The organism is Pseudoduganella violaceinigra DSM 15887, assembly GCF_000425385.1.
Lineage (GTDB): Bacteria > Pseudomonadota > Gammaproteobacteria > Burkholderiales > Burkholderiaceae_D > Rugamonas > Rugamonas violaceinigra.
Genome location: NZ_AUDI01000001.1, coordinates 366,933 through 385,690 on the forward strand (window position 1 = coordinate 366,933; position 18,758 = coordinate 385,690).

20 protein-coding genes are annotated in these 18,758 nt (G+C 65.4%); 11 read left to right on the top strand and 9 right to left on the bottom strand.

The window, feature by feature from the left end; all coding sequences use genetic code 11:
- The first annotated feature begins 156 nt into the window (after positions 1 to 156).
- Positions 157 to 528 carry a hypothetical protein gene (locus tag H597_RS0101770; RefSeq protein WP_028100614.1) on the top strand — a complete coding sequence of 124 codons (372 nt, stop codon included), beginning with the start codon at positions 157 to 159 and terminating at the stop codon, positions 526 to 528.
- On the opposite strand, the gene H597_RS0101775 is transcribed toward H597_RS0101770, so the two are convergent.
- The 3 genes from H597_RS0101775 to H597_RS0101785 form a co-directional block, all read right to left on the bottom strand.
- Complete coding sequence (locus H597_RS0101775; RefSeq protein ID WP_229632069.1) at positions 525 to 1,409, bottom strand: TraB/GumN family protein; 885 nt, start codon at positions 1,407 to 1,409, stop codon at positions 525 to 527. The genes H597_RS0101770 and H597_RS0101775 overlap by 4 nt on opposite strands.
- A 188-nt stretch (positions 1,410 to 1,597) precedes the next feature.
- Complete coding sequence (locus H597_RS0101780) at positions 1,598 to 3,094, bottom strand: dipeptidase (RefSeq protein ID WP_035372855.1); 1,497 nt, start codon at positions 3,092 to 3,094, stop codon at positions 1,598 to 1,600.
- Positions 3,095 to 3,099: 5 nt separating this feature from the next.
- The gene (locus H597_RS0101785) at positions 3,100 to 3,813 is read right to left on the bottom strand and encodes a substrate-binding periplasmic protein (protein ID WP_028100617.1); all 714 of its coding nucleotides are present in this window, start codon (positions 3,811 to 3,813) and stop codon (positions 3,100 to 3,102) included.
- Between the two features lie 55 nt (positions 3,814 to 3,868).
- On the opposite strand from H597_RS0101785, the gene H597_RS0101790 reads away from it, so the two are divergent.
- Positions 3,869 to 5,062: an MFS transporter gene (locus tag H597_RS0101790; RefSeq protein ID WP_028100618.1), complete on the top strand. Its 1,194-nt coding sequence runs from the start codon at positions 3,869 to 3,871 to the stop codon at positions 5,060 to 5,062.
- Here H597_RS0101790 and H597_RS0101795 read toward each other — a convergent pair.
- From H597_RS0101795 to H597_RS0101810, 4 genes are read right to left on the bottom strand one after another with little or no spacing between them, the layout of a single operon-like run.
- Positions 5,043 to 5,504, bottom strand: coding sequence for a hypothetical protein (locus H597_RS0101795; RefSeq protein WP_028100619.1), 462 nt, complete (start codon positions 5,502 to 5,504; stop codon positions 5,043 to 5,045). The two genes, H597_RS0101790 and H597_RS0101795, sit on opposite strands and share 20 nt — an antisense overlap.
- Positions 5,501 to 6,370 (bottom strand): hypothetical protein, encoded by an 870-nt coding sequence (locus H597_RS0101800; protein WP_028100620.1) that lies wholly within the window; start codon positions 6,368 to 6,370, stop codon positions 5,501 to 5,503. The genes H597_RS0101795 and H597_RS0101800 overlap by 4 nt, the downstream gene beginning before the upstream one ends.
- Entirely contained in the window at positions 6,370 to 7,110 is a 741-nt protein-coding gene (locus H597_RS0101805; RefSeq protein ID WP_035372856.1) for a hypothetical protein, read from the bottom strand. Before H597_RS0101805 ends, H597_RS0101800 begins: the two co-directional genes overlap by 1 nt.
- A gap of 46 nt (positions 7,111 to 7,156) precedes the next feature.
- The gene (locus H597_RS0101810; RefSeq protein ID WP_028100622.1) at positions 7,157 to 7,669 is read right to left on the bottom strand and encodes a DUF6160 family protein; all 513 of its coding nucleotides are present in this window, start codon (positions 7,667 to 7,669) and stop codon (positions 7,157 to 7,159) included.
- A 441-nt stretch (positions 7,670 to 8,110) separates the two neighbouring features.
- Here H597_RS0101810 and H597_RS0101815 point away from each other — a divergent pair, with 441 nt between their 5' ends.
- From H597_RS0101815 to H597_RS0101845, 7 genes are read left to right on the top strand one after another with little or no spacing between them, the layout of a single operon-like run.
- Positions 8,111 to 8,878 (top strand): C39 family peptidase, encoded by a 768-nt coding sequence (locus H597_RS0101815; protein WP_028100623.1) that lies wholly within the window; start codon positions 8,111 to 8,113, stop codon positions 8,876 to 8,878.
- Positions 8,879 to 8,888: 10 nt separating this feature from the next.
- Complete coding sequence (locus tag H597_RS0101820; RefSeq protein WP_028100624.1) at positions 8,889 to 9,884, top strand: transporter; 996 nt, start codon at positions 8,889 to 8,891, stop codon at positions 9,882 to 9,884.
- Between the two features lie 10 nt (positions 9,885 to 9,894).
- Entirely contained in the window at positions 9,895 to 11,496 is a 1,602-nt protein-coding gene (locus H597_RS0101825) for an OmpP1/FadL family transporter (RefSeq protein WP_028100625.1), read from the top strand.
- A gap of 11 nt (positions 11,497 to 11,507) precedes the next feature.
- Positions 11,508 to 12,047 carry a DUF2059 domain-containing protein gene (locus tag H597_RS0101830; protein ID WP_028100626.1) on the top strand — a complete coding sequence of 180 codons (540 nt, stop codon included), beginning with the start codon at positions 11,508 to 11,510 and terminating at the stop codon, positions 12,045 to 12,047.
- Between the two features lie 15 nt (positions 12,048 to 12,062).
- Positions 12,063 to 13,025 carry an AraC family transcriptional regulator gene (locus H597_RS29365; RefSeq protein WP_035372857.1) on the top strand — a complete coding sequence of 321 codons (963 nt, stop codon included), beginning with the start codon at positions 12,063 to 12,065 and terminating at the stop codon, positions 13,023 to 13,025.
- Positions 13,012 to 13,716: a cyclic di-GMP-binding domain-containing protein, MshE-related gene (locus H597_RS0101840; protein WP_028100627.1), complete on the top strand. Its 705-nt coding sequence runs from the start codon at positions 13,012 to 13,014 to the stop codon at positions 13,714 to 13,716. Before H597_RS29365 ends, H597_RS0101840 begins: the two co-directional genes overlap by 14 nt.
- An 8-nt stretch (positions 13,717 to 13,724) precedes the next feature.
- Positions 13,725 to 14,333 carry an SRPBCC family protein gene (locus H597_RS0101845; protein WP_028100628.1) on the top strand — a complete coding sequence of 203 codons (609 nt, stop codon included), beginning with the start codon at positions 13,725 to 13,727 and terminating at the stop codon, positions 14,331 to 14,333.
- Position 14,334: 1 nt separating this feature from the next.
- Here the strand turns inward: H597_RS0101845 and H597_RS33005 are convergent, their stop codons facing one another.
- Entirely contained in the window at positions 14,335 to 15,150 is an 816-nt protein-coding gene (locus H597_RS33005) for a DUF4019 domain-containing protein (protein WP_051293448.1), read from the bottom strand.
- An 80-nt stretch (positions 15,151 to 15,230) separates the two neighbouring features.
- Here H597_RS33005 and H597_RS0101855 point away from each other — a divergent pair, with 80 nt between their 5' ends.
- On the top strand, positions 15,231 to 15,980 hold the full coding sequence (locus H597_RS0101855; RefSeq protein ID WP_028100629.1) for an FCD domain-containing protein: 750 nt from the start codon (positions 15,231 to 15,233) through the stop codon (positions 15,978 to 15,980).
- 93 nt (positions 15,981 to 16,073) lie between these two features.
- Here H597_RS0101855 and H597_RS0101860 read toward each other — a convergent pair whose 3' ends face one another.
- Positions 16,074 to 17,711 (bottom strand): M28 family peptidase, encoded by a 1,638-nt coding sequence (locus H597_RS0101860; RefSeq protein ID WP_028100630.1) that lies wholly within the window; start codon positions 17,709 to 17,711, stop codon positions 16,074 to 16,076.
- A 116-nt stretch (positions 17,712 to 17,827) separates the two neighbouring features.
- Here H597_RS0101860 and gluQRS point away from each other — a divergent pair, with 116 nt between their 5' ends.
- Positions 17,828 to 18,745, top strand: coding sequence for a tRNA glutamyl-Q(34) synthetase GluQRS (gene gluQRS / locus H597_RS29375; RefSeq protein WP_035372859.1), 918 nt, complete (start codon positions 17,828 to 17,830; stop codon positions 18,743 to 18,745).
- Positions 18,746 to 18,758: the final 13 nt, after the last annotated feature.

Sequence of the window (18,758 nt, forward strand, 5' to 3'; positions counted from 1 at the left end):
ACGGACGACACCTGGTTCGCCAGCACGATACTCCCGCCTTGCCTTGTCAGCAGCGGCCGCTGGCCGAGAGCGCAGATGTCAAGTGCGTCAGCCGTCGCCGTAAGGGCGTACACTTCCTCAGCGCGCAGACCTTACGTGGCTATTTAGGGAGGATATATGAAACTTTCCGTAATCGTGCTGGTGAGCCTGGCCCTGGCGGGCTGCGCCCATGACAGCAGCAGGAAGACCGCCAGCGTGGATGAAGGCAGCACCATGGGCAACAGCAGCTACAGCGCCAGTGCTTCCGCCAGCAACCGGAGTGCGGACACCTGGGACGGCGTCGTGCAGTCGATCGATCCGGCGGGCTCGATGTCGGCCAGCGGCGCGGTAGGGGCGGCGGCGGCAGGTGGCGGCAGCGGCTATCGCGTCACCGTGAAAAAAGCCGACGGCACCACGCAGACGATCAATGTGGACAGCATGCCCAGCTATCGCGTCGGCGACAACGTCAGTTACTCGAACGGCTCGCTGAGCTCCAGTCCGAAATATTAATAAACCTTCTCGACCTGGTAACCGTGCTGGCGCAGCAAGGCCGGCACGCCCTTGTCGCCCACCAGATGCAGCAGGCCGATGCCGATGAAGGCGTCGCTCTTGCGCATGATCGCTTCAATATGGGCCGCCATTTCCGGGTTGCGCTTGCCCAGCAAGGTGCCGTCCATGAAGCGCGCTGACACCGTGTCGCCGGAGGTCAGCTCACGCGTCAGCGCAGCGATGCGGGACGCATCGGCAGCGCCCCACGCCTCGACCAGGCCAGCCGATTTGCGCAGTGCAGCACCGCTCTCGATGTCGGCGATATTCTCCAGCAGGTAGGCTTCCTGCTGCGCGTCGCTGAGCGCGCCGAACAGGCCCAGCTGGTAGTCGGCGTTCTCCAGTTCCAGCAAGGGCTTCTTTTGCTGGGCTGCGTTGTGCAGCAGGTAGGCTTCCACTCCCATGCCGCGGTTGAAGCCGCTTTTCTCGATCTCCTGCCCCACCAGGATATTCGCCAGCACCCACGGGCGGTAATGCTCGACACCGGCCAGGGGCAGCTTGATCGTCTCGAGCGCGGCCTGCAGCCTGGCCAGCGCCGCCGGCGACAAGTGGTCGCGCACGGTCTGCCCGGCTGGATACTGGCCATGGCGAGCCAGCGCCTTGTAGTAAGGCTCGCTGGCGCGCACGTCGAGTTCCAGCACCAGGGCGCTGGACTTGGCCAGCGCCTCGGTGACCTCGGCTTCGAGCGGGAAGAAGTCCTGCTTGCCCACGTGAATGGTGCCAAACAGGTAGGAAGTTTTGCCCTCGTGATGCACGCGGTACAGTGTGCCGCGGCGCGGCACATCGTTGAGCTGGATGGCATCCGCGGGCGCGGCGGCGTGCGCCGGCGGGATACTCATATCCATACAGTGTGCCGACGAGGAAAATGACAATGCAGTGAGGAAGACAAGCTTGCGAAACATGGCATCTTTTCATGGGATGCCAGTTGCGCAGCCAGGCATGGGCTGAAGGCTTCCGTTGCGAAAGCCTTGTTGCCCATACTAAAGTCTTTTACTACCTGACGGCAATACTCATTTCGCCAAGTAACAACACTTTATTTCGCCAGTTCAACCAGAACGGCCGTATACATTTCCAGGTTGAGCATTAATTGCTTTTCCGTAATGAACTCATGTTCGGAGTGGCCGGTGTACACCTTGCCGGGCATGGCTGGGCCGAAGCTCACCGCGTGCGGGAACAGGCGCGAATTGGTGCCGCCGCCTATGGCGACCGGTTGCGGATCCTTGATGCCGGTGTAGTGCGAGAACACCTTCATCAGGGTCGGCAGTTGCGGTGCATTGTCCTGCACCCAGGGCTCGCCGATCTGCGCCGCCAGCGTGGCGCGCGACTGGTTCTGCTCCTTCCAGGCATCGAAGGCGGCGTTGATTTCCGTGGTCAGTTCGGCTGTTGTTTTTCCGCGCGGACGGCGCAGGTTGATGCCCAGGACCAGGCCTTCCTCGGTCGGCTTCAGGGTCGTGGGCGACACCGTCATCGGCCCCATGAACTCGTCGGCGTAGGCAATCTTGCCGAACTTCTCGCCCTGGAAGCCGGTGCCGATCATGTCGTTGACGAAATCGACCATCATCCCGGCCTGGCTGCTATGCCATTGCTGCACCGCCAGCGCGTCGGCCAGCATGGCGATGGCGTTCACGCCGTCTTCCGGCTTCGACGAGTGCGCGGACAGGCCCTTGGCCGCGATCACCAGGCGCTTGCCTTGCCAGGAATAGTGGTAGCTCATGCCACGCTGCCTGGAAGCGCGGGCGCGGATGGCCGCTTCCAGTTCGGCGTCGGCATTGTCGATCACGGCGCGCGCATCTTCGGGGATCTGGCTGTCGAAGAAGCCGCCGGTGAAGCGCTCCACCGTGGGCGAGCTTCCCACCGCCGCGCCGAAGTTGGGCAAGGTCACGCGCAGCGCGCCCCATCCCTTCTCGGCCGTCACCGCCGGGTATTCGGCATCGATGGTGATATTGGTCTGCGGCGGCGTATGGGTCTTGAGGAAAGCCTCCAGCGGCGCCCAGTCGGATTCCTCCGCCATGTAGATATACAGTTCGATGCGCTTCTTCAGCGGCACATTGCGGTCCTTGATTGCCTTCATCGCATACATGGCGGTGGCGATCGGGCCCTTGTCGTCTTCGGTGCCGCGGCCCAGCAGCAGACCGGGCTCGCTGCTGCGGTCAAGCTTGAACGGCGACTGCTTCCACTTGCCCGGGTCGACCGGCTGCACATCGCCATGGGTGATCACGCCGATGCGCTCCTTGCCCTGGCCCAGCCCCACCACCATGACGTGGCCGAAATCGTTGAAGTCCAGCCCCAGATGGGCCGCTTCCTGCTTGATGAAACGCTTGAAGCCGATGTGCTGGGGGCTCATATTGAACGGCACTTTTTCATCGGCGACGGTGTTGAAGCTGACCATACTGGCCAGGCTGTCGATCACTTTTTCGCCGTAGGTCTGGCGGGCATAGCGGGCGGCGGCGGTGGCGGCATCGCTGACGGCGGGTGCCGCGTGGGCGGTGGAACAGGCCAGCATGGCGGCCAGAACGAGTCTCTTGATCATTGTGCTTATTGGTAGTTGGAGAGGATTTTGCTGATGACGCCTTCGCGCAGCAACTGGGTGATGGCGGCATCGACTTCCGCCACCGCCACGTGGCCTTTGGCCGACACCGCGCAGCGGGTCTGGTAGCTGCGCACCACCAGCGGCTCATGGACGCTTAGCTTTTCGCCCTTGTGCAGCTGGTAGTCGTAGAACGTCTTGATGGTGGCAACGTGGCGCAGGCGGCCGGCCGCCAGCTTGCGCAGGTTGGCCAGGTTGGTGTTCACGTCGGCACGGACAAAGCCGGACCCCATGGCCCGTTCCATCTCTGGATACTGGAAGCCAAGCACCGTGCCGATCGGCTGGCCCGCGAGGTCGGCCAGCGACTGCGGTTGGGCCGCGGACGACGCAGTGATGACCATTTCCGTCTGCGGCATGAAAGCCTGGGTCCAGCCGTAGTGCCCCGGCAGCCACTCGGGCAAATACAGGCAAAGCACATCGCCCCGCCCCGCTTCGAGCGCCATGGCGATGCGCTTGCGCGGCATGGACAGCGTGACCGGCGTGCGGCCCAGCTTTTGTGCCAGGGCCTCGGCCAGGTCCTTATGAATGCCGCCCACCACTTCGCCATTGCGGATATCCGCCAACGGCATTTCGGTGCCGGTATCGACCAGGACCACCAGCGGCGCGGCGCTGGCCGGTCCGATGGCCAGGAGTGCCGGAATTAAAGCGGAAATGACTTTCATCGGGAAATATTAACCCACCAGCAGGCTTTTTGTTTCGGTGCTATTCTCCTCGCCCATGAAACAAGCGCACCAGATCACACCCGCCATGGTCCTGCTGCTGGCCGCCGCCAGCGGCCTGATTGTGGCCAACCTGTATTACGCCCAGCCCCTGGTGGGTCCGATCAGCAAGGCGATCGGCCTCGATGCCGGCGCCGCCGGCCTGATCGTCACGCTGACGCAGGTCGGCTACTGCCTGGGACTGGCCTTCATCGTGCCGCTCGGCGACCTACTGGAGAACCGCCGTTTGACGGTAACACTGCTGGGCGCCACCGCCGTCGCGCTGCTGGGCGCCGCGCTGGCGAGCAATGTCGCCACCTTCCTGGCGGCCGCGTTCTTCATCGGGCTATGCTCGGCGGCGGCCCAGGTGCTGGTGCCGTTCGCCGCCCACCTGTCGGCGCCGGAGCGGCGCGGGCAGACCGTCGGCACGGTGATGAGCGGGCTGCTGCTGGGGATCATGCTGGCGCGTCCTTTTTCCAGCCTGGTGACCGATGTCCTGGGCTGGCATGCGATCTTCTTCCTGTCGACGTCGGCCATCGCCATGCTGGCGGTGGTACTGCACCTGCGCCTGCCGCAGCGCCGGCCCGAAGGCGGCTACCGCTATGGCGCCTTGCTGGCGTCCATGTGGACGCTGCTGCGCACCACGCCGGTACTGCGCCGCCGCGCCGCTTACCAGGCTTGCATGTTCGGTGCCTTCAGCCTGTTCTGGACCACGGTGCCGCTGGTGCTGGCCAGCCCGGCGTTCGGTCTGTCGCAGACCGGCATCGCCATCTTCGCCCTGCTGGGCGTGGCCGGTGCCATCGCCTCGCCGATCGCCGGCAAGCGGGCCGACCAGGGCAAGAGCCGCTCGACCACGCTGTGGGCCCTGCTGGCGGCGGTGGCGGCGTTCGGCGCGCCCCTGATACTGCATGGCGGCCGCGATTTCATGCTGGTGCTGTTGGTGCTGTGCGGGATCGTGCTGGACATGGGCGCCTCGGCCAACCTGGTGGTCGGCCAGCGTGCCATTTTCGCGCTCGGCGCGGAAGCGCGCAGCCGGCTCAATGGCCTTTACATCTCGATCTTTTTTGCCGGCGGCGCGTTTGGTTCTTCGCTGGGCGCCTGGACCTGGGCCCACTATGGCTGGAACGGCGTGCTGCTGGCGGGCCTGGCGTTCCCGCTGGCGGCGCTGCTGGTCTTCGCCACCGAGCGCGCCCCTAATGCGCCCACATCCTGAACTCGCCCTGCATCTGCAGGCTGCCGTTGATGTTCACGCTGCCCAGGTTGCCGGTCACGGCGGCATTCGGGTCGTTCTGCACGCTCATTGATTCGAAGCCGAAATTTGTGTAGCGCATTTGCGACGGCAGCGCGACGGCAATGTAGTCGCCGCTGCTGTCCGGGCGCGCTTGCACCTTGAGACCGACGGCGAACATGTCGACCGTGCCGCGCACATTGCGCAGCACGATATAGCGCGGCTGGCCGCCGTCGTGGAAGCCGAGCGAGAGGCGGCTGTCGGTCACGGCGCCCACCAGCGTGGGGTCGTTGACCACGACGTGGGCGGCGAAACTGATGCCGTCGCGTGCATTGACGCCCGACAGTTCCTGGTCGTCCAGGGGCGTGGGCGGCGCGGCCTGCAGCAAGGCCGGCGCCAGCAGCAGCATGGAGGCGAGTCGCATCATTGGCGGAATTTGATGTCGAGATAGTTGATCTGGATATTGCCGATGCGCGCAGAGCCCAGGTCCACATTGCCGCTCGGCGCCGTGAAGCTGATCTTGCCGATTTCAATGCCGCCGCTGGCCGCCTGGCCGGTGCCGAACTGGGCGTCCGGCCAGCCGATGCCGATGTGCAGGCGCGGCCCGCTGGCGTCGGCCTGCGCATTGACCAGGGCTGGCTGGCGCGCCACGTCGGCGACCGCCCAAGGCTGGCCGGTCAAGTTGCCGTTGTCGTCGGTGGCGCCAATGCGGATGTTATTCAACGCCAACTGTCCCGCCGTGTTGCCGCGGCCATTCGGGCGCAAGGCCCATTGGCCGATTTCCATGCGCAGCGCCGCGCCCAGCGCCAGGCCGTCCTGCGTGCGCGGAGTGGAAAACTGCCAGCTGCCGCCGTACAGCGCCAGGTCGCTCACCACCACGGCGCCGCCAGCGCGATCGATGCCGTCGGCGTTGACGCCGAAGTCATATGCCAACTGCCATTTCTGCTGGCCGCCCGCGTTCAGCGGCAGGCTGAATTGCGCGATATCGGCCAGGCCATTCGGGCTGCGCACGATATCGAAACGGTAGGGATCGGAAAACGGCAGCGCGCTGTCGCTGCGCGCGGCGCTGGGATTGGCGGCCCAGATGCTGGCGCCGTCAGGACGCGTATAGGTGACGCGCACATCGCCGTTCATGGCGAAGCCGCTCAGGTCGAAGCTGACGCCGTCGCCGCCGCGCACATCGGACAGCGCCTTGTCGCTCAGGGGGCGCAAGCCGCCGGCCACGGCGGGCGCCGCCACGCCCGCCAGGACGGCGCAGGCGGCCAGCATCAGGGAGCGCGGTGGGCGCCGCATCAGCGCACCGCCGGCAGGGCTGGTGCGACGGCCGGCAGCGCGGACAGCTTGTCGCGCCAGTTGAGCCAGACGCCCGACTGGGCGGCATCCGGCAATTGCGTGGTGCCGCTCGGCGCCTGGAACTGCACGCCCGTCTTCAGCACGGAAATCCAGAAATCACGGCTCGGCCCGGCGGCGTCGCCCGCGCGCACCCCGGCCAGCGCGGCGGCGCCGTCCCAGCGCTTGCCGCCGCCGGCATCGCTATGCGAATCGATCGTCACCGGCTGGCCGTTGGCATCCACGCCGTTCACCAGCAGCGAACCGGAAATGCTGTGCATTTTCAGGCCGACATCGCCCTTGATGCTGTCGAAGCCCATGCGCATGCCCACCACTTCGCGCGGCGTGGCCGCGTCGCCGGTGTTGCGGTACACGACTTCGAAATACGGATTGGTGATCGAGACTTTGCCGCCGTTCTGGCCGAACTGCAGCAGCCCCAGGTCAATATCGGCACCGCTGCCCTCGCGCGCGGGAAAGCGGTAATCGCCCAGGCGGATATGGCGCAGGCTGGCGTTCAGCTCGACGTCGGCATCGAGCGCGATGCGGGTGAAGTCGAAGCCGCCCAGCGTGCTGTTGCTGACCGCCAGCAGCCCCTGCCCGCGTGTGCGCGACAGGTCGTCGTCGCTCATGGGACGCAGCTGGGCGCCGGCCGGCGCGCAGAAAAAGGCGGCCGCGAGCGCGGCCGCAAAGAGACGGGATTCCATCCTCAACGATGTCGCAATGCGGCCGCTCACGCGGCCGCAACGCGTATCAGTGTGCCCAGATCCACACGGTGGTGCCGCGCAGGTCCAGCTGGTTGATCGCCATCGAGCCGTAGGATTTGTCGCTGTTGCCCATCTTGATGGCGTCCACCGAGATGTTCAGCAGTTTGCCGGCAGCCACTTGCACGTCGGCCGGGATGGCGATCTGCACCACGTCGCCGCCGGTGACCGGGTTGTACAGGGAGCCAGGATTGGTCACGCCCGCTGCGCCGGCCGCTTGCAGGAAGGAGTTTTTCGACAGGATGTCGATGGTGGCAGCAACCAGGCCGTTGACCTTGATGCCGTTGAAGCTCACCGAACCGCCGCCCAGGCCGTTGGCATCGACTGCGTCCGTATCGGTGTAGACGAAGGAACCGATATTGACGTTCAGGTTGGCGCCGATCGACACGCCATCCTGGCCGGTAACGGCGCTCAGTTCTGCGTCTTTGATCGGGGTCATGGCGGATGCGGACAGGGCCAGGGTGGACAGGGCGATCGCTACAGCGGTGGTAATGCGTTTCATAGCTTGTATCTCCGTTCGAATATGGTGGGTACTGCGCCTGTGCGCCCCCTTGCCGGCAGCCAAGCCTGGTGGGCCCGGTACAGCGGAGCGCTGTCTTAATATTGTCGCAATATTAATTAAATTCATGATAGGTTCGGCCGCCGCGCAGGGTCTAGCACTTCGCATTGACCGCGCAAGCCAAACGCTTGGCCTGGCGAGCCAGCCAGAGGAAGAGCGCCGTTCGCCGCATGTTGCTTGCAATAGCATAAGTTTTCGCGCGCCAAGTAGAGGTGTGCCTCTAATTTTTTTGCATCCTGGCGCGCGCGAAACGTGCGTAAATAAATAACAAAAGAGCAAGGACGAACGTTCGTCCACATTACAAATCGGAGACGCCATGGGTGCAGGATTCGACGCGCGCGCGACGCGCAAGGGCAGCGCTTTCCCCGCCATCTGGAGGGCGCCATGCTGATGCTGTTGATGGGGGTGCTGGCCGCCCTGATCGGCGGTTCCGCCGCCCTCTCGCGCAACGAGGTGCAGGAGCGTCCCAAGGGCCAGTTCGAGATGCCGCAAACCATGCTCGGCGGCGGCGCCTACTCGCAGTCGGTCAGCATGGAGCCCTACGCCGAACTCAAATACCGCCACATCGTGCGCCAGGCCTTCGACTACAGCTGCGGCTCGGCGGCCCTGGTCACCATCCTCAAATTCCACCTCGGCCTCGACGTCACCGAGCAGCAGGCCATGGAAGGCATGCTGGAAAAGGGCGAGAAGGAAAAGATCATCGAGCGCCGCGGCTTCTCGCTGCTGGACATGAAGCGCTACGCCGCCTCCCTCAACGTACCGGCCGCCGGCTACAAGGCCGAAGTGAAGGACTTGCTGACGCTGGACGAACCGGCCATCGTGCCGATCGACTACGGCGGCGCCAAGCACTTCGTGGTGCTGCGCGGCGTGCGCGGCGGGGTGGTCTTCATCGCCGATCCTTCGGCCGGCAACCTGGCCTTCTCGCTGCAGGAGTTCGCCACGCTGTGGGACAAGAACACCCTATTCATCCTGTCCGCGCCCGCCGGACAGAAAGCGCCGGCACAACTGGCGCTGAATGACCAGGAGCTGGGCGTGGTCGACATGGACCGCGTCACCAACCGTGGCCAGCTGGATCCCTTCAACAACACCACGCAGCTGCTCGAACGTGCCGTCAATTCGGGTGCGGCACGCACGTGGATGCACCGTCAATAAGGAAATGCGAATGAAATATCAGTACCTGCCATTCTTGCTTGCCACCGCCATGCTGGTGCACTCCACCGCCGGCGCACAGGAAAGCACGGCAGCCGCAGCACGCGATGCGCTGGCAAAGAAAGAAGGCGAAGGCGACCAGAGCGCCTTGCTGAAGGAAACCCTGACTGCAGTCGACAAGCAGTACTCCCTGATCCGCAAAGGAAAATCGCAGTTCACCTATGACCTGAACTACAGCTACATCGGCCAGGAAAAAATCGTCACCGATATCGCGGCCGACGGCCTGACCCTGTTCGAAATCGAAAACGTCTCGGCCCACATCGTCACCAACACCCTGTCCACCGACTACGGCGTGTGGGACAACCTGACCGCCAACGTCACCCTGCCCGTGATCGGCAAGTACGCCGAAGCCAAAGGCGGCAGCAATACCTCGTTCTCGCTGGGCGACATCACGGTCGGCGCGCGCTACCAGCCGTGGGAAGCGCGCCGCGACAGCGCCAACGTCACCGCCACCACCAACCTGCGCCTGCCCACCGGCCGCAGCCCGTTCAAGATCATCGCCGGCAGCGGCGAAGCCACCGGCAGCGGCGTGGCGGCCCTGTCGGCCGGCCTGAACGTGAACCGCATCGTCGATCCGGTGGCGCTGTTCGGCTCCGTGTCGCTGACCGCCAGCGCCCCGGCCACCGGTCTGCACCAGGTCAACGGCACGCGCGTGCTCAACCGCGTGGCGCCCGGTACCCAGTTCGGCTTCGGCATGGGCTTCGCGTACGCGCTCTCGTATGGCATTTCCACCACAATGTCCTTCCAGGGCGCGATCGCGCAGGGCGCCAAGTTGCGTTTTGCCGACGGTTTGAACGTGCGCACCAGCACCCAGACGTCGGCCATCCTGAACTTCGGCATGGGCTACCGCGTGTCGCCGAAAAACACGGTGAATATGTCGGTCGGCATCGGCCTCACCGCGGACTCGCCGAACTTCTCGGTGGGCTTGAACCTGCCGCTGGCGTTCTGACCAGGCAGCGATGCGCGCCCCGCTCCGCCTGGCGGCATGTGCCGCCGCGCTTCACTACGTTCTGCCCGCGCATGCCGCGCTGGTGGAAAACCTGACCACCAGCGTGGTGGCCATGTCGCTCGGCAATGCCGTGACGGCCGACCCGCCCGGCATCGACTCGGTGCACTTCAACCCCGCCGGGCTGGCGCGCCTGGCAGGCGACCTGACGCAGCACACCGCCTTCGGCGCCTCGATCCGCGCGCGCGCCAGCTTCACGCGCCCGGAAGGATTCGATATCGGCGGCTGGAAGGACGACCCGATCAGCGGCACCAGCACGGGGCCGATGCGCCAGGCCATGTACGTGCCGACCTACGGCATGCCGGGCTGGCGCCTGCCGGGCGTGGTGGTGCCGACCCTGGGCTTCGCCTGGCACCATCCCGATTCGAAATGGACCTTCGCCACCAATAGCTATATGGCGCAGGCGATCAGCCTTGACCGCACCACCGACCCGGACGATCCGGGCCGCTTCGACGGCCGCCAGATCCAGCTGCAAAGGCTGGTGTATGCCTCGCCGGCCGTCGGCTACAAGTATTCGGACACGCTGCGCTTCGGCGCCGCCGTGCCGATCGCGCACTCGGCCTTCGTGGTCGATACGCAGATGCGCTTCCCCAACCAGCTGCTGGGCATTTTCGGCAAACTGCAGCAGGGCTGGTGCCCGGAAGAAGGCGGCAACATCATCGACACCTTCGGCTTCGGCCTGTGCGGCGGCGGCAAGGAAGGCATGGTCAATCCGTTCAAGACAGCCGCTGCGATGCGGCTGGAGATGACGGCGCCGATCGACCCGACCCTGAACCTGGGCGTGCTGTGGGAGCCTGCGCCCTGGTTCGCCCTGGGCGCCGTCTACCAGGGCGGATCGAAGACGCGCTACACCGGCACATACGAATTCGACACCCAGCCGATGCTGCGCAACTTCGTGCGGGGCTTGAATTCCAGCCTGTTCGGCCCCGTGGCCGGCGCCATCCTGGGCCTGCCACAGGCGATTCCCGAGGTCCAGCGGGGCAATATGTCGGCCACCATCCCCTTCCCTTCGCACTGGCAGCTCGGGCTAAAGTTCAAACCGCTGCGCTACCTGCAGCTGAATGTCGATGCCAGCTATGCGCGCTGGAGCGACTGGAACCAGCTGGTGTTCGAATTCGACCAGAGCATCAAGCTGCTGGAAGTGGCGCGCCTGTACGGCATTCCCGACTCCACCAAATTGAAGATCCCGCGCGGCTACAAAAGCGTACTGAATATGGGCTACGGCCTGCAGCTGTTTCCGTTTGAAGGGCTGGCGCTGCGCCTTGGCTACGAGCCGCGCAAGTCGTCCGTCCCGCTCAACAAGATCGACCTGATCGCACCGCTGCCGGACACCAAGCTGTATAGCGTGGGGCTGAACTGGCGTCTCAGCAAGAGCTATGAGCTGAACCTGGCCGCATCCTACATGAAGGGCAAGTTCGACGCGCCGGCCGAAACGTCGGACAACATGAACAGCAGCAAATTCCTCAACATCATTTACAACCCATATGCCGGCCACGATGTGGCGGGCGATATCAAAGTCCGGTATTTCGGATTCAGTCTTGTGGAACACTTTTAGGAGGATATGGGATGAAAAGACTCGCGACGATGTTCACCATCCTGGCCATCGGAGGCTCGGTGCAGGCGGCACCGGCTCCGGTTCCAGCCGCCAAGCAGGAACTGGTCAACCGCGTGCTGCAGCTGTGGCACCCTGAAACCATCGGCGAATCGATGCTGCAACAACCCGTGGGCGACGCGGTGCAGCAGGCGCGCGTCGTACTGCAGGGACGCGCGGCGCCCGAGAAGCGCGATGCCGCCCTCAAGGACATCATGGGCGACGCCCGCCAGTTCATGGATGCCAACCGCCCGGTAGCGCAAGCCAGCGCGCAAAAGGTGATGGGGACCACGGTGGCGCCGATCCTGGCCGAGCGCTTCACGGAAGAGGAGCTGCGCCAGATCATCGCCATCCTGGAATCGCCGGTGAAGAAAAAATTCGAAGCCATGGTGCCGGAGATGCAAAAGAAGCTGGGCGAAGGCGTGGCCGCCGATACCCGCTCGGTGATCGATCCCAAGCTGCAGGAACTGCAGCAGCGCATCGGCATGCGCCTGCGTAGCGCGGTGACGCCCTGAGCGGGAGCACAGGCCATGAGCTATTCTTCAGCTCTTCACCTGGTGCGCGGTGTGAAATCGCGCCTCTCGCATTCCGGCGTCGAAGCGGAAGCGCTGTTCCAGCAGGCCGGCCTGAACGAGGGCGACGGCCTGGCCTGCGACGCACTGACGCTGTCGGATAGACTCAGCCACCTGTGGGAGCTGGTGGTTGAAAAATCGGGCGATCCCCTGATCGGCCTGAAGGTATCCACCCCGCACCGCCTGGGCTGGCTGGGCGTGATGGGGCATATCATGCTGATGTCGCCCACCGTACAGTGCACGATCGAGCGCTGCCACGGCCATTCCAAGGTGGGCATCGTGCTGCCCGGCATGCACCGCGTGGTGCCGCGCCAGCGCTACGACTTTGTCTGGTGCGTGCTGCTGCGCACTTTGCGCTGCGCATCCGGACGCGACGACGCGGTGCCGGTGATGGTGGAATACGCCTTCCCCGAGCCGGCCAATGCGGCCTTCTTCGAGCATACCTTCGGCTGCCCGGTGCATTTCAACCGGCCGCATAACGTGATGGAGTTTTCCGACACCGATATGGTGGCGGCACTGCCAAACGGCGGCGTGCCGCAGCCCGGCGACGGGCAGCCGATGCTGGCCCGGCTGGCCCAAGCCCAGCCGCCGGCGTTCACGGCGCGGGTACAGGAAATCCTCGCTGCGCTGCTGCCGAAAGGGCCGCCGCACCGCGATGCCGTGGCCGGCCTGCTGGCCATGAGCGAGCGCACCTTGCAGCGCCGCCTGGCCGAGGAAGGCACCAGCTTTTCCACCCTGGTGGACGACACCCGGCGTGCACTGGCGCGCCAGTCGCTCGAAGCGGGCGAGCTGTCGCTCAAGATGCTCAGCTTCCAGCTCGGCTTTTCCGAACCGAGCGCGTTCTACCGGGCCTGCAAGCGCTGGTTCGGCATGACGCCGTCCGACCTGGCCAACCACGGAGAAAAACATGGCATGGTATAGACCCGAACACCCGGCGCAGCTATTCGGCCAGCTGCTGGTCAAGCACAAGCTGGTCACGGAAGAACAGCTGCTGCGCGCGATCGAACACCAGCGCCAGACCGGCCAGCGGCTGGGCGAGATTTTCGCCGAATGGGAGCTGGTCACGCAGCAGCACGTGCAAGACATCCTGCGCAAGCAGCGCCGCGTGCGCATGGCGGCAGCGCTGATCGCGGCCGTCTTCGCGCCGCTGGAGGCCTATGCCGCCGAAGTGCTGGCAACGGCGCCCACGCTCGCCGGCGCGCCCGCCGCGATCGTGCCGCGCAACGGTTCGCTGCCGGCACTGGCCGAAGGCGAGCTCGATGCGGTCTCCGCGCAGGGGCTGGACGACGACCTGGTTCAGCAGGTGCGCGACCAGTTGAAGCGGCACGGCGTGGAAGTGGTCGGCGACCTCGGCAAGCTGGTCAATCCGGTGCTGGGGGTGCTGGACTCGAATGTCAGCGTGCATAACGTGGTCTACGCGCCCAGCCGGGCCGCCACCACCGTGAACCCGGACGGCTCGCTGTCGCTGAATTTGCCGACCACGATAGGCGAGATCAATTTCAACAATATCCGCGTGCACGGCACAAGCGCTGGCGGGCCCTCGTTCGGCAGTATCTCCATCCGCGGCATCGACCTGACCGGCACGGTCATCACGATGGCGCCCAGACAATGAAGCCGTGCTTGCATCGATCGGCCCTTGCCGCAGCGCTGCTTGCGGGCAGTGCGCTGGCGGCCCCGAGCGCCGAACCCTCGCCGCCCGACCTGGCGGCGCTGGCCAACGGCATCGTCCATGTGGCCGATGCGCCCAGTCCCGGCCTGCCCGGCAAGGCTTTCACCGCCTGGACCCTGGTTTCCGCCCCGGTGCCGCGCCTGTGCGCCTTGGTGCAGGACTATGCGGCCTACGCCTCGTACATGCCGAATACGAAGAGCGCGCTGGCGGTGGGCGGCGGCGAGGGCTATGTGCTGGTCGACATGACGCTCGCCCTGCCGCTAGGGCAGGAGAAGAAATACCGCCTGCGCCTGGAACAGCAGCAGCCCGAGAGCGCGCAATGCAAGCTGGCCTGGCGCCTGGTGCCGGCCGGACTGGCGGCGGCGGACACCATCGCCGACACCACCGGCTACTGGCTGTTCACGCCGGTCTCCGGCGACAACGGCAAGACCCTGGTGGAATACCATGTCTATGCCGATCCGGGGCCGGTGCCTTTCGGCTTCGGCTGGATCGTCGACATGATGAGCAAGCGCAGCCTGCCGCGCACGCTGGAAGCCCTGCGCGCGCAAGCCGGAAAATAGCCTAGTCGGCGCAGCGGAAAACGCCGCGCATCTTGTCCTTCTGCTCGGAGGACAGCTGCGCGGCGGTTGCGTTGAAAATATAGTTCTCCTCTTCCCGCATCAGCAGGAAGCTGCCGTCGGCCTGCTCGCTCCATACCAGGTAGCCGCAGTAGGTATCGGCGTTGGCGAATCGGCCGGTGAAATCGACCGCCGCATACGTGCCCGGCATGCCGCTTTGCGAACTGCGATAGATGGTCACTTTCTTCAGCTCGCGCTGCTGCAGCGTGCCGGCGCGCGCGGCGCTCGCTTCCATGGCGTCGCGCCATGCCTCGAAGCTCCATTGCTGGCGCAGGCCCGCCCCCAGGCGCTCCCATGCCGCGCCGTAGTGGGCGGCATCCTTCTCGGCAAAGTATGCCTTGCTCAAGGCTTCGACTCGCGCGCGCTGCGTGCTGGTCGGCTGCCAGGACGGGGCAGCACTGGCCGGCCCGGCCGGCGCCAGCGACTGCTGCAGCGCCGCGTTCATGCGGCGGAATTCCTCCAGCATGCTGTCGCAATCGGCTTTTTGCGCCTGGCACAGCGCATGCATCCGGATCGATGCCTGGCCATTTTCCATGACCACGGTGCGCCGCACCGCGGCAGGATGGGCCGGGTTGCCGGGTTCGGTGAAGGACCATAGCGTGCGGTTCGCCTTGTCGTCGGCGGTGGTCCAGCCGTTTTCCATGGAAACCGTGACATCGCCGCGCGCCTTGAGCGCCTCCAGCGCCGCGGCGGCGGACGGGTAGCCGATGCCGTCTTGCGGCAGGCCGGCAGCAGCGGCAATGAACAGGAGACTAATCATGGATGCAATATAGAGCAGAGATTAACAAGCGGTCAATTGTGATAGCATCCCGCGGTCTTACCAATAAACCAACGAGCTCAATGACCTCTACCCAGCGCCTGTCCGACGTCGTCGCCACCGAACTGGAAACCCGTATTCTTGAAGGCTCGCTGAAGCCGGGCGACCGGCTTCCGGCGGAGCGCGAACTGGCGGTGGAGATGGGCGTGTCGCGCCCCTCCCTGCGCGGTGCGCTGCAGGCGCTGGCTGCCAAAGGACTGCTGATCACGCGTCACGGCGGCGGCACCTTCGTCACCGACTCGATGCAGGCGGCGTTCACCGATCCTTGGCAACAGATGCTGAAGGATCATCCCGATATCCACGGCGACATGCTGGAGTTCCGCCATATGCTGGAAGGCCAGGCGGCACGGCTGGCGGCGGAGCGCGGCACGGAGGAGGATTTCGAACGGATTCACAGCTGCCACGAGGCGCTGGAGCTGGCGTTCTCCGAGCGGGACCTGGAGAAATGCATCAAGACCGACGTGGAATTCCACCAGGCGATCGCCGAGGCTTCGCACAATGTGTTGATCGGGCACTTGAGTTCAAGCCTGCACAAGGTGATGGAGGGGCATGTCCAGGGCAATCTGGAATACCTGACCGCGCGGCCCGAGCTGTGGGCCCAGCTGCAGGTGCAGCACCGGGCGATCTGGGATGCGGTGCGCGAACGCAGGATGGAGGTGGCCGGGCGCGCCGCCCACCAGCATCTGGAATTCGTGCAGCAGACGATGCGCGAAACCATGAAGAACGAAGAGCGCCGCAGCGCGGCGGCAAGGCGGCTGGGGGCTGCCGCCTGACACCGGCAAGCCGAGTCGGCGCCCGTCTGCCCATGGCCCGGGGCCGCCACCCATCGGGGTCAGCCCCTTGGGTCTGACCCCGCCTTACCGGTTTTACTTGGCCCGTGCCTTGGCAAAAGCATCCCCCGCCTTCCACTCCGGCATCTTCGGCGCATCAGCCACCATCCGCCCCAGGTTCAGGGTGAACTGCGCCATCTGCGTCATGCCCGCCATCGACCAGTTCGGATCGTATTCATCGCTGACCTGGTGATAACGCTTGCGGTACGCCGACCGCATCTCTTCGGCCTTCTCCTTATCGCCCAGGAAGTCGCTGCCCGAGGTGATCGAGAACGCCGGCACGCCGGCCTTGGCAAAGCTGAAGTGGTCGGAACGGAAGTAGCCGCCCGCCAGGTCCGGCTTCTCCTTGGCGATCACCATCTTCATGCCCTTGGCGGTCGCCTCCGCCATCGCGCCCAGGTCGGTGCGCTCGCTGCCGCCCGTGCCGATGTCGCGCGTGGTGCCGATCCAATTCAGCGAATCCAGGTTCAGGTTGGCCGCCGTCTTGTTCAGCGGCCAAAGCGGCGCCTGCGCATAGGCCGCGCTACCGAGCAGGCCCTGCTCCTCCGCAGCCACCCACAGGAACATCTGGCTGCGTTTGGCCGGCGCCTTGGCGGCTTCCTGCGCCATGGCCAGCAAGGCCGCGCTGCCGGAAGCGTTGTCCACGGCGCCGTTATAGATGGTATCGCCGCCGCTGCCCTGCTTGCCCAGGTGGTCCCAGTGCGCGGAATAAATCACCACCTCGTCTTTCAGCTTCGGGTCGGTGCCCGGTACCACGCCCGCCACGTTGAACTGGTCGACGATGCGCACATCGGCTTTCATATCGCCCGCCAGGTTGGCTTTCAGCGCCACCGGCTTGAAGTCCTTGCGCTCGGCGTCCGCGCGCAGCTGGTCCAGGTTCAGGCCGGCGGCCTTGAACAGTGCGACGGCGGTGTCGTTGGTCAGCCAGCCTTGCAGCTCGGTACCCGGCGTGCCTTGCGCCAGCTGGAAGCGTTCCACGCCGTCCCAGCTGTTCTTCACCACGCTAAAGCCGTAGGAGGCCGATGCGTCGGTGTGGATCAGCAGCGCGCCGACCGCGCCGCGCCGCTTGGCTTCTTCGAACTTGTAGGTCCAGCGGCCGTAGTAAGTCAGGGCATTGCCGCCGAAACGGTTGGGCGCCTCCGCCGTCGGCTGCGGGTCGTTCACCAGCATGACGATGACCTTGCCCTTCACGTCCTGTCCCTTGTAATCGTCCCAGCCTTCTTCCGGCGCCGTGATGCCGTAGCCCACGAACACCAGGCCGGCGTTAAAACTATGCGACGCTTGTGCATCGCCCGGCGCAAAAACCCAGTCCTTGCCGAAGCTGGCCGGAAGCGCAGCGCCGTTCACCTCCAGGCGCAAGTTCGACGCAGCCGCGTCGGTCTTGACGCCGGCGATCTTCACAGGCTGGCGGTAGGTAATGCCGTCGACCGGCTTCAGGCCCGCGGCCATGGCCTGGCTTTCCAGGTAGGCGACGGTCAGGTCGCCGCCGCGCTGGCCGGTGCCGCGTCCTTCCAGCAGATCGCTGGACAGAAAGGCCAGGTGGGCGCGCAGCGGCGCTTCCTGCACGACGGCTTGCACAGCTTTGCCTGGTTTTGCGCCTGCCGCGTGCGCGGGGGCCAGCGCCAGCGCGATGCTCGCGGCCAGGGTGGAGACTACGAAGGTGGTTTTTTTCATGTCGTTGTCGTCGGTTTGTCCTTAGGAGCGGCTCCATGGCCGCGCAGGCATTCTAGCGAATTTGCCGCGCACGCCAAGCTGCAGCGCAGCATGCGGGATGGTATCCTACGCGCCGTATGCAAAACCTCCCTTACATCGGCCGTTTCGCGCCCTCCCCGACCGGACCGCTGCACCTGGGCTCCCTGGTGGCGGCCATGGCCAGCTACCTCGACGCAAAAGTGCATGGCGGCCAATGGCTGGTGCGGGTGGAAGATGTTGACCGCGACCGCAACGTGGCGGGCGCCGACCAGCACATCCTGGCCTCGCTGCAGCGCTGCGGCATGCACTGGGACGGCGACGTGACGTGGCAAACGCAGCGCGAACACCTGTACGATGCCGCGCTGCGCGAACTGGGCGCGAATATCTATCCCTGCGGCTGTTCGCGCCGGGAAATCGCCGACTCCCAGCTGCGCCTGAGCCAGGCGGGCAACCCGAACCTGGTCTATCCCGGCACCTGCCGCAACGGTCTCGCCCCGGGCCGCACGGCCCGCGCGCTGCGCCTGCGCACCCCGCAGGAACCGCACTGCATTGTCCACTTCCACGATCGTTTCGCCGGTGACGTCAGCCAGGACATCACCGCCGAAGTGGGCGACTTCGTCGTGCGCCGCGCCGACGGTTTCTGGGCCTATCAGCTGGCGGTGGTGGTGGACGACGGCGCACAGGGCATCACCGATATCGTGCGCGGCGCCGACCTGCTCGACTCCACGCCGCGCCAGATCTTCCTGCAGCAGCTGTTAGGCTTGCCGCAGCCGCGCTACCTGCACGTGCCGGTGGTGGTCAATGAGGACGGCGAAAAGCTGTCCAAACAGACCGGTGCGCAAGCCTTCGATACGGGAGCCGCAGCAGACGCCCTGCTCGACAGCGCCCTATTGCCGGCGGCCCGCTTCCTCGGCCTCGAGGTGCAAGCCGACAGCATCGACGCGTTCTGGCGCGCGGCAATTCCCGCTTGGGATGCCTTGCTGCGCGCCCATGGTGAGGCGCCGCACAGACCCTGACGCAGCCTTGGCC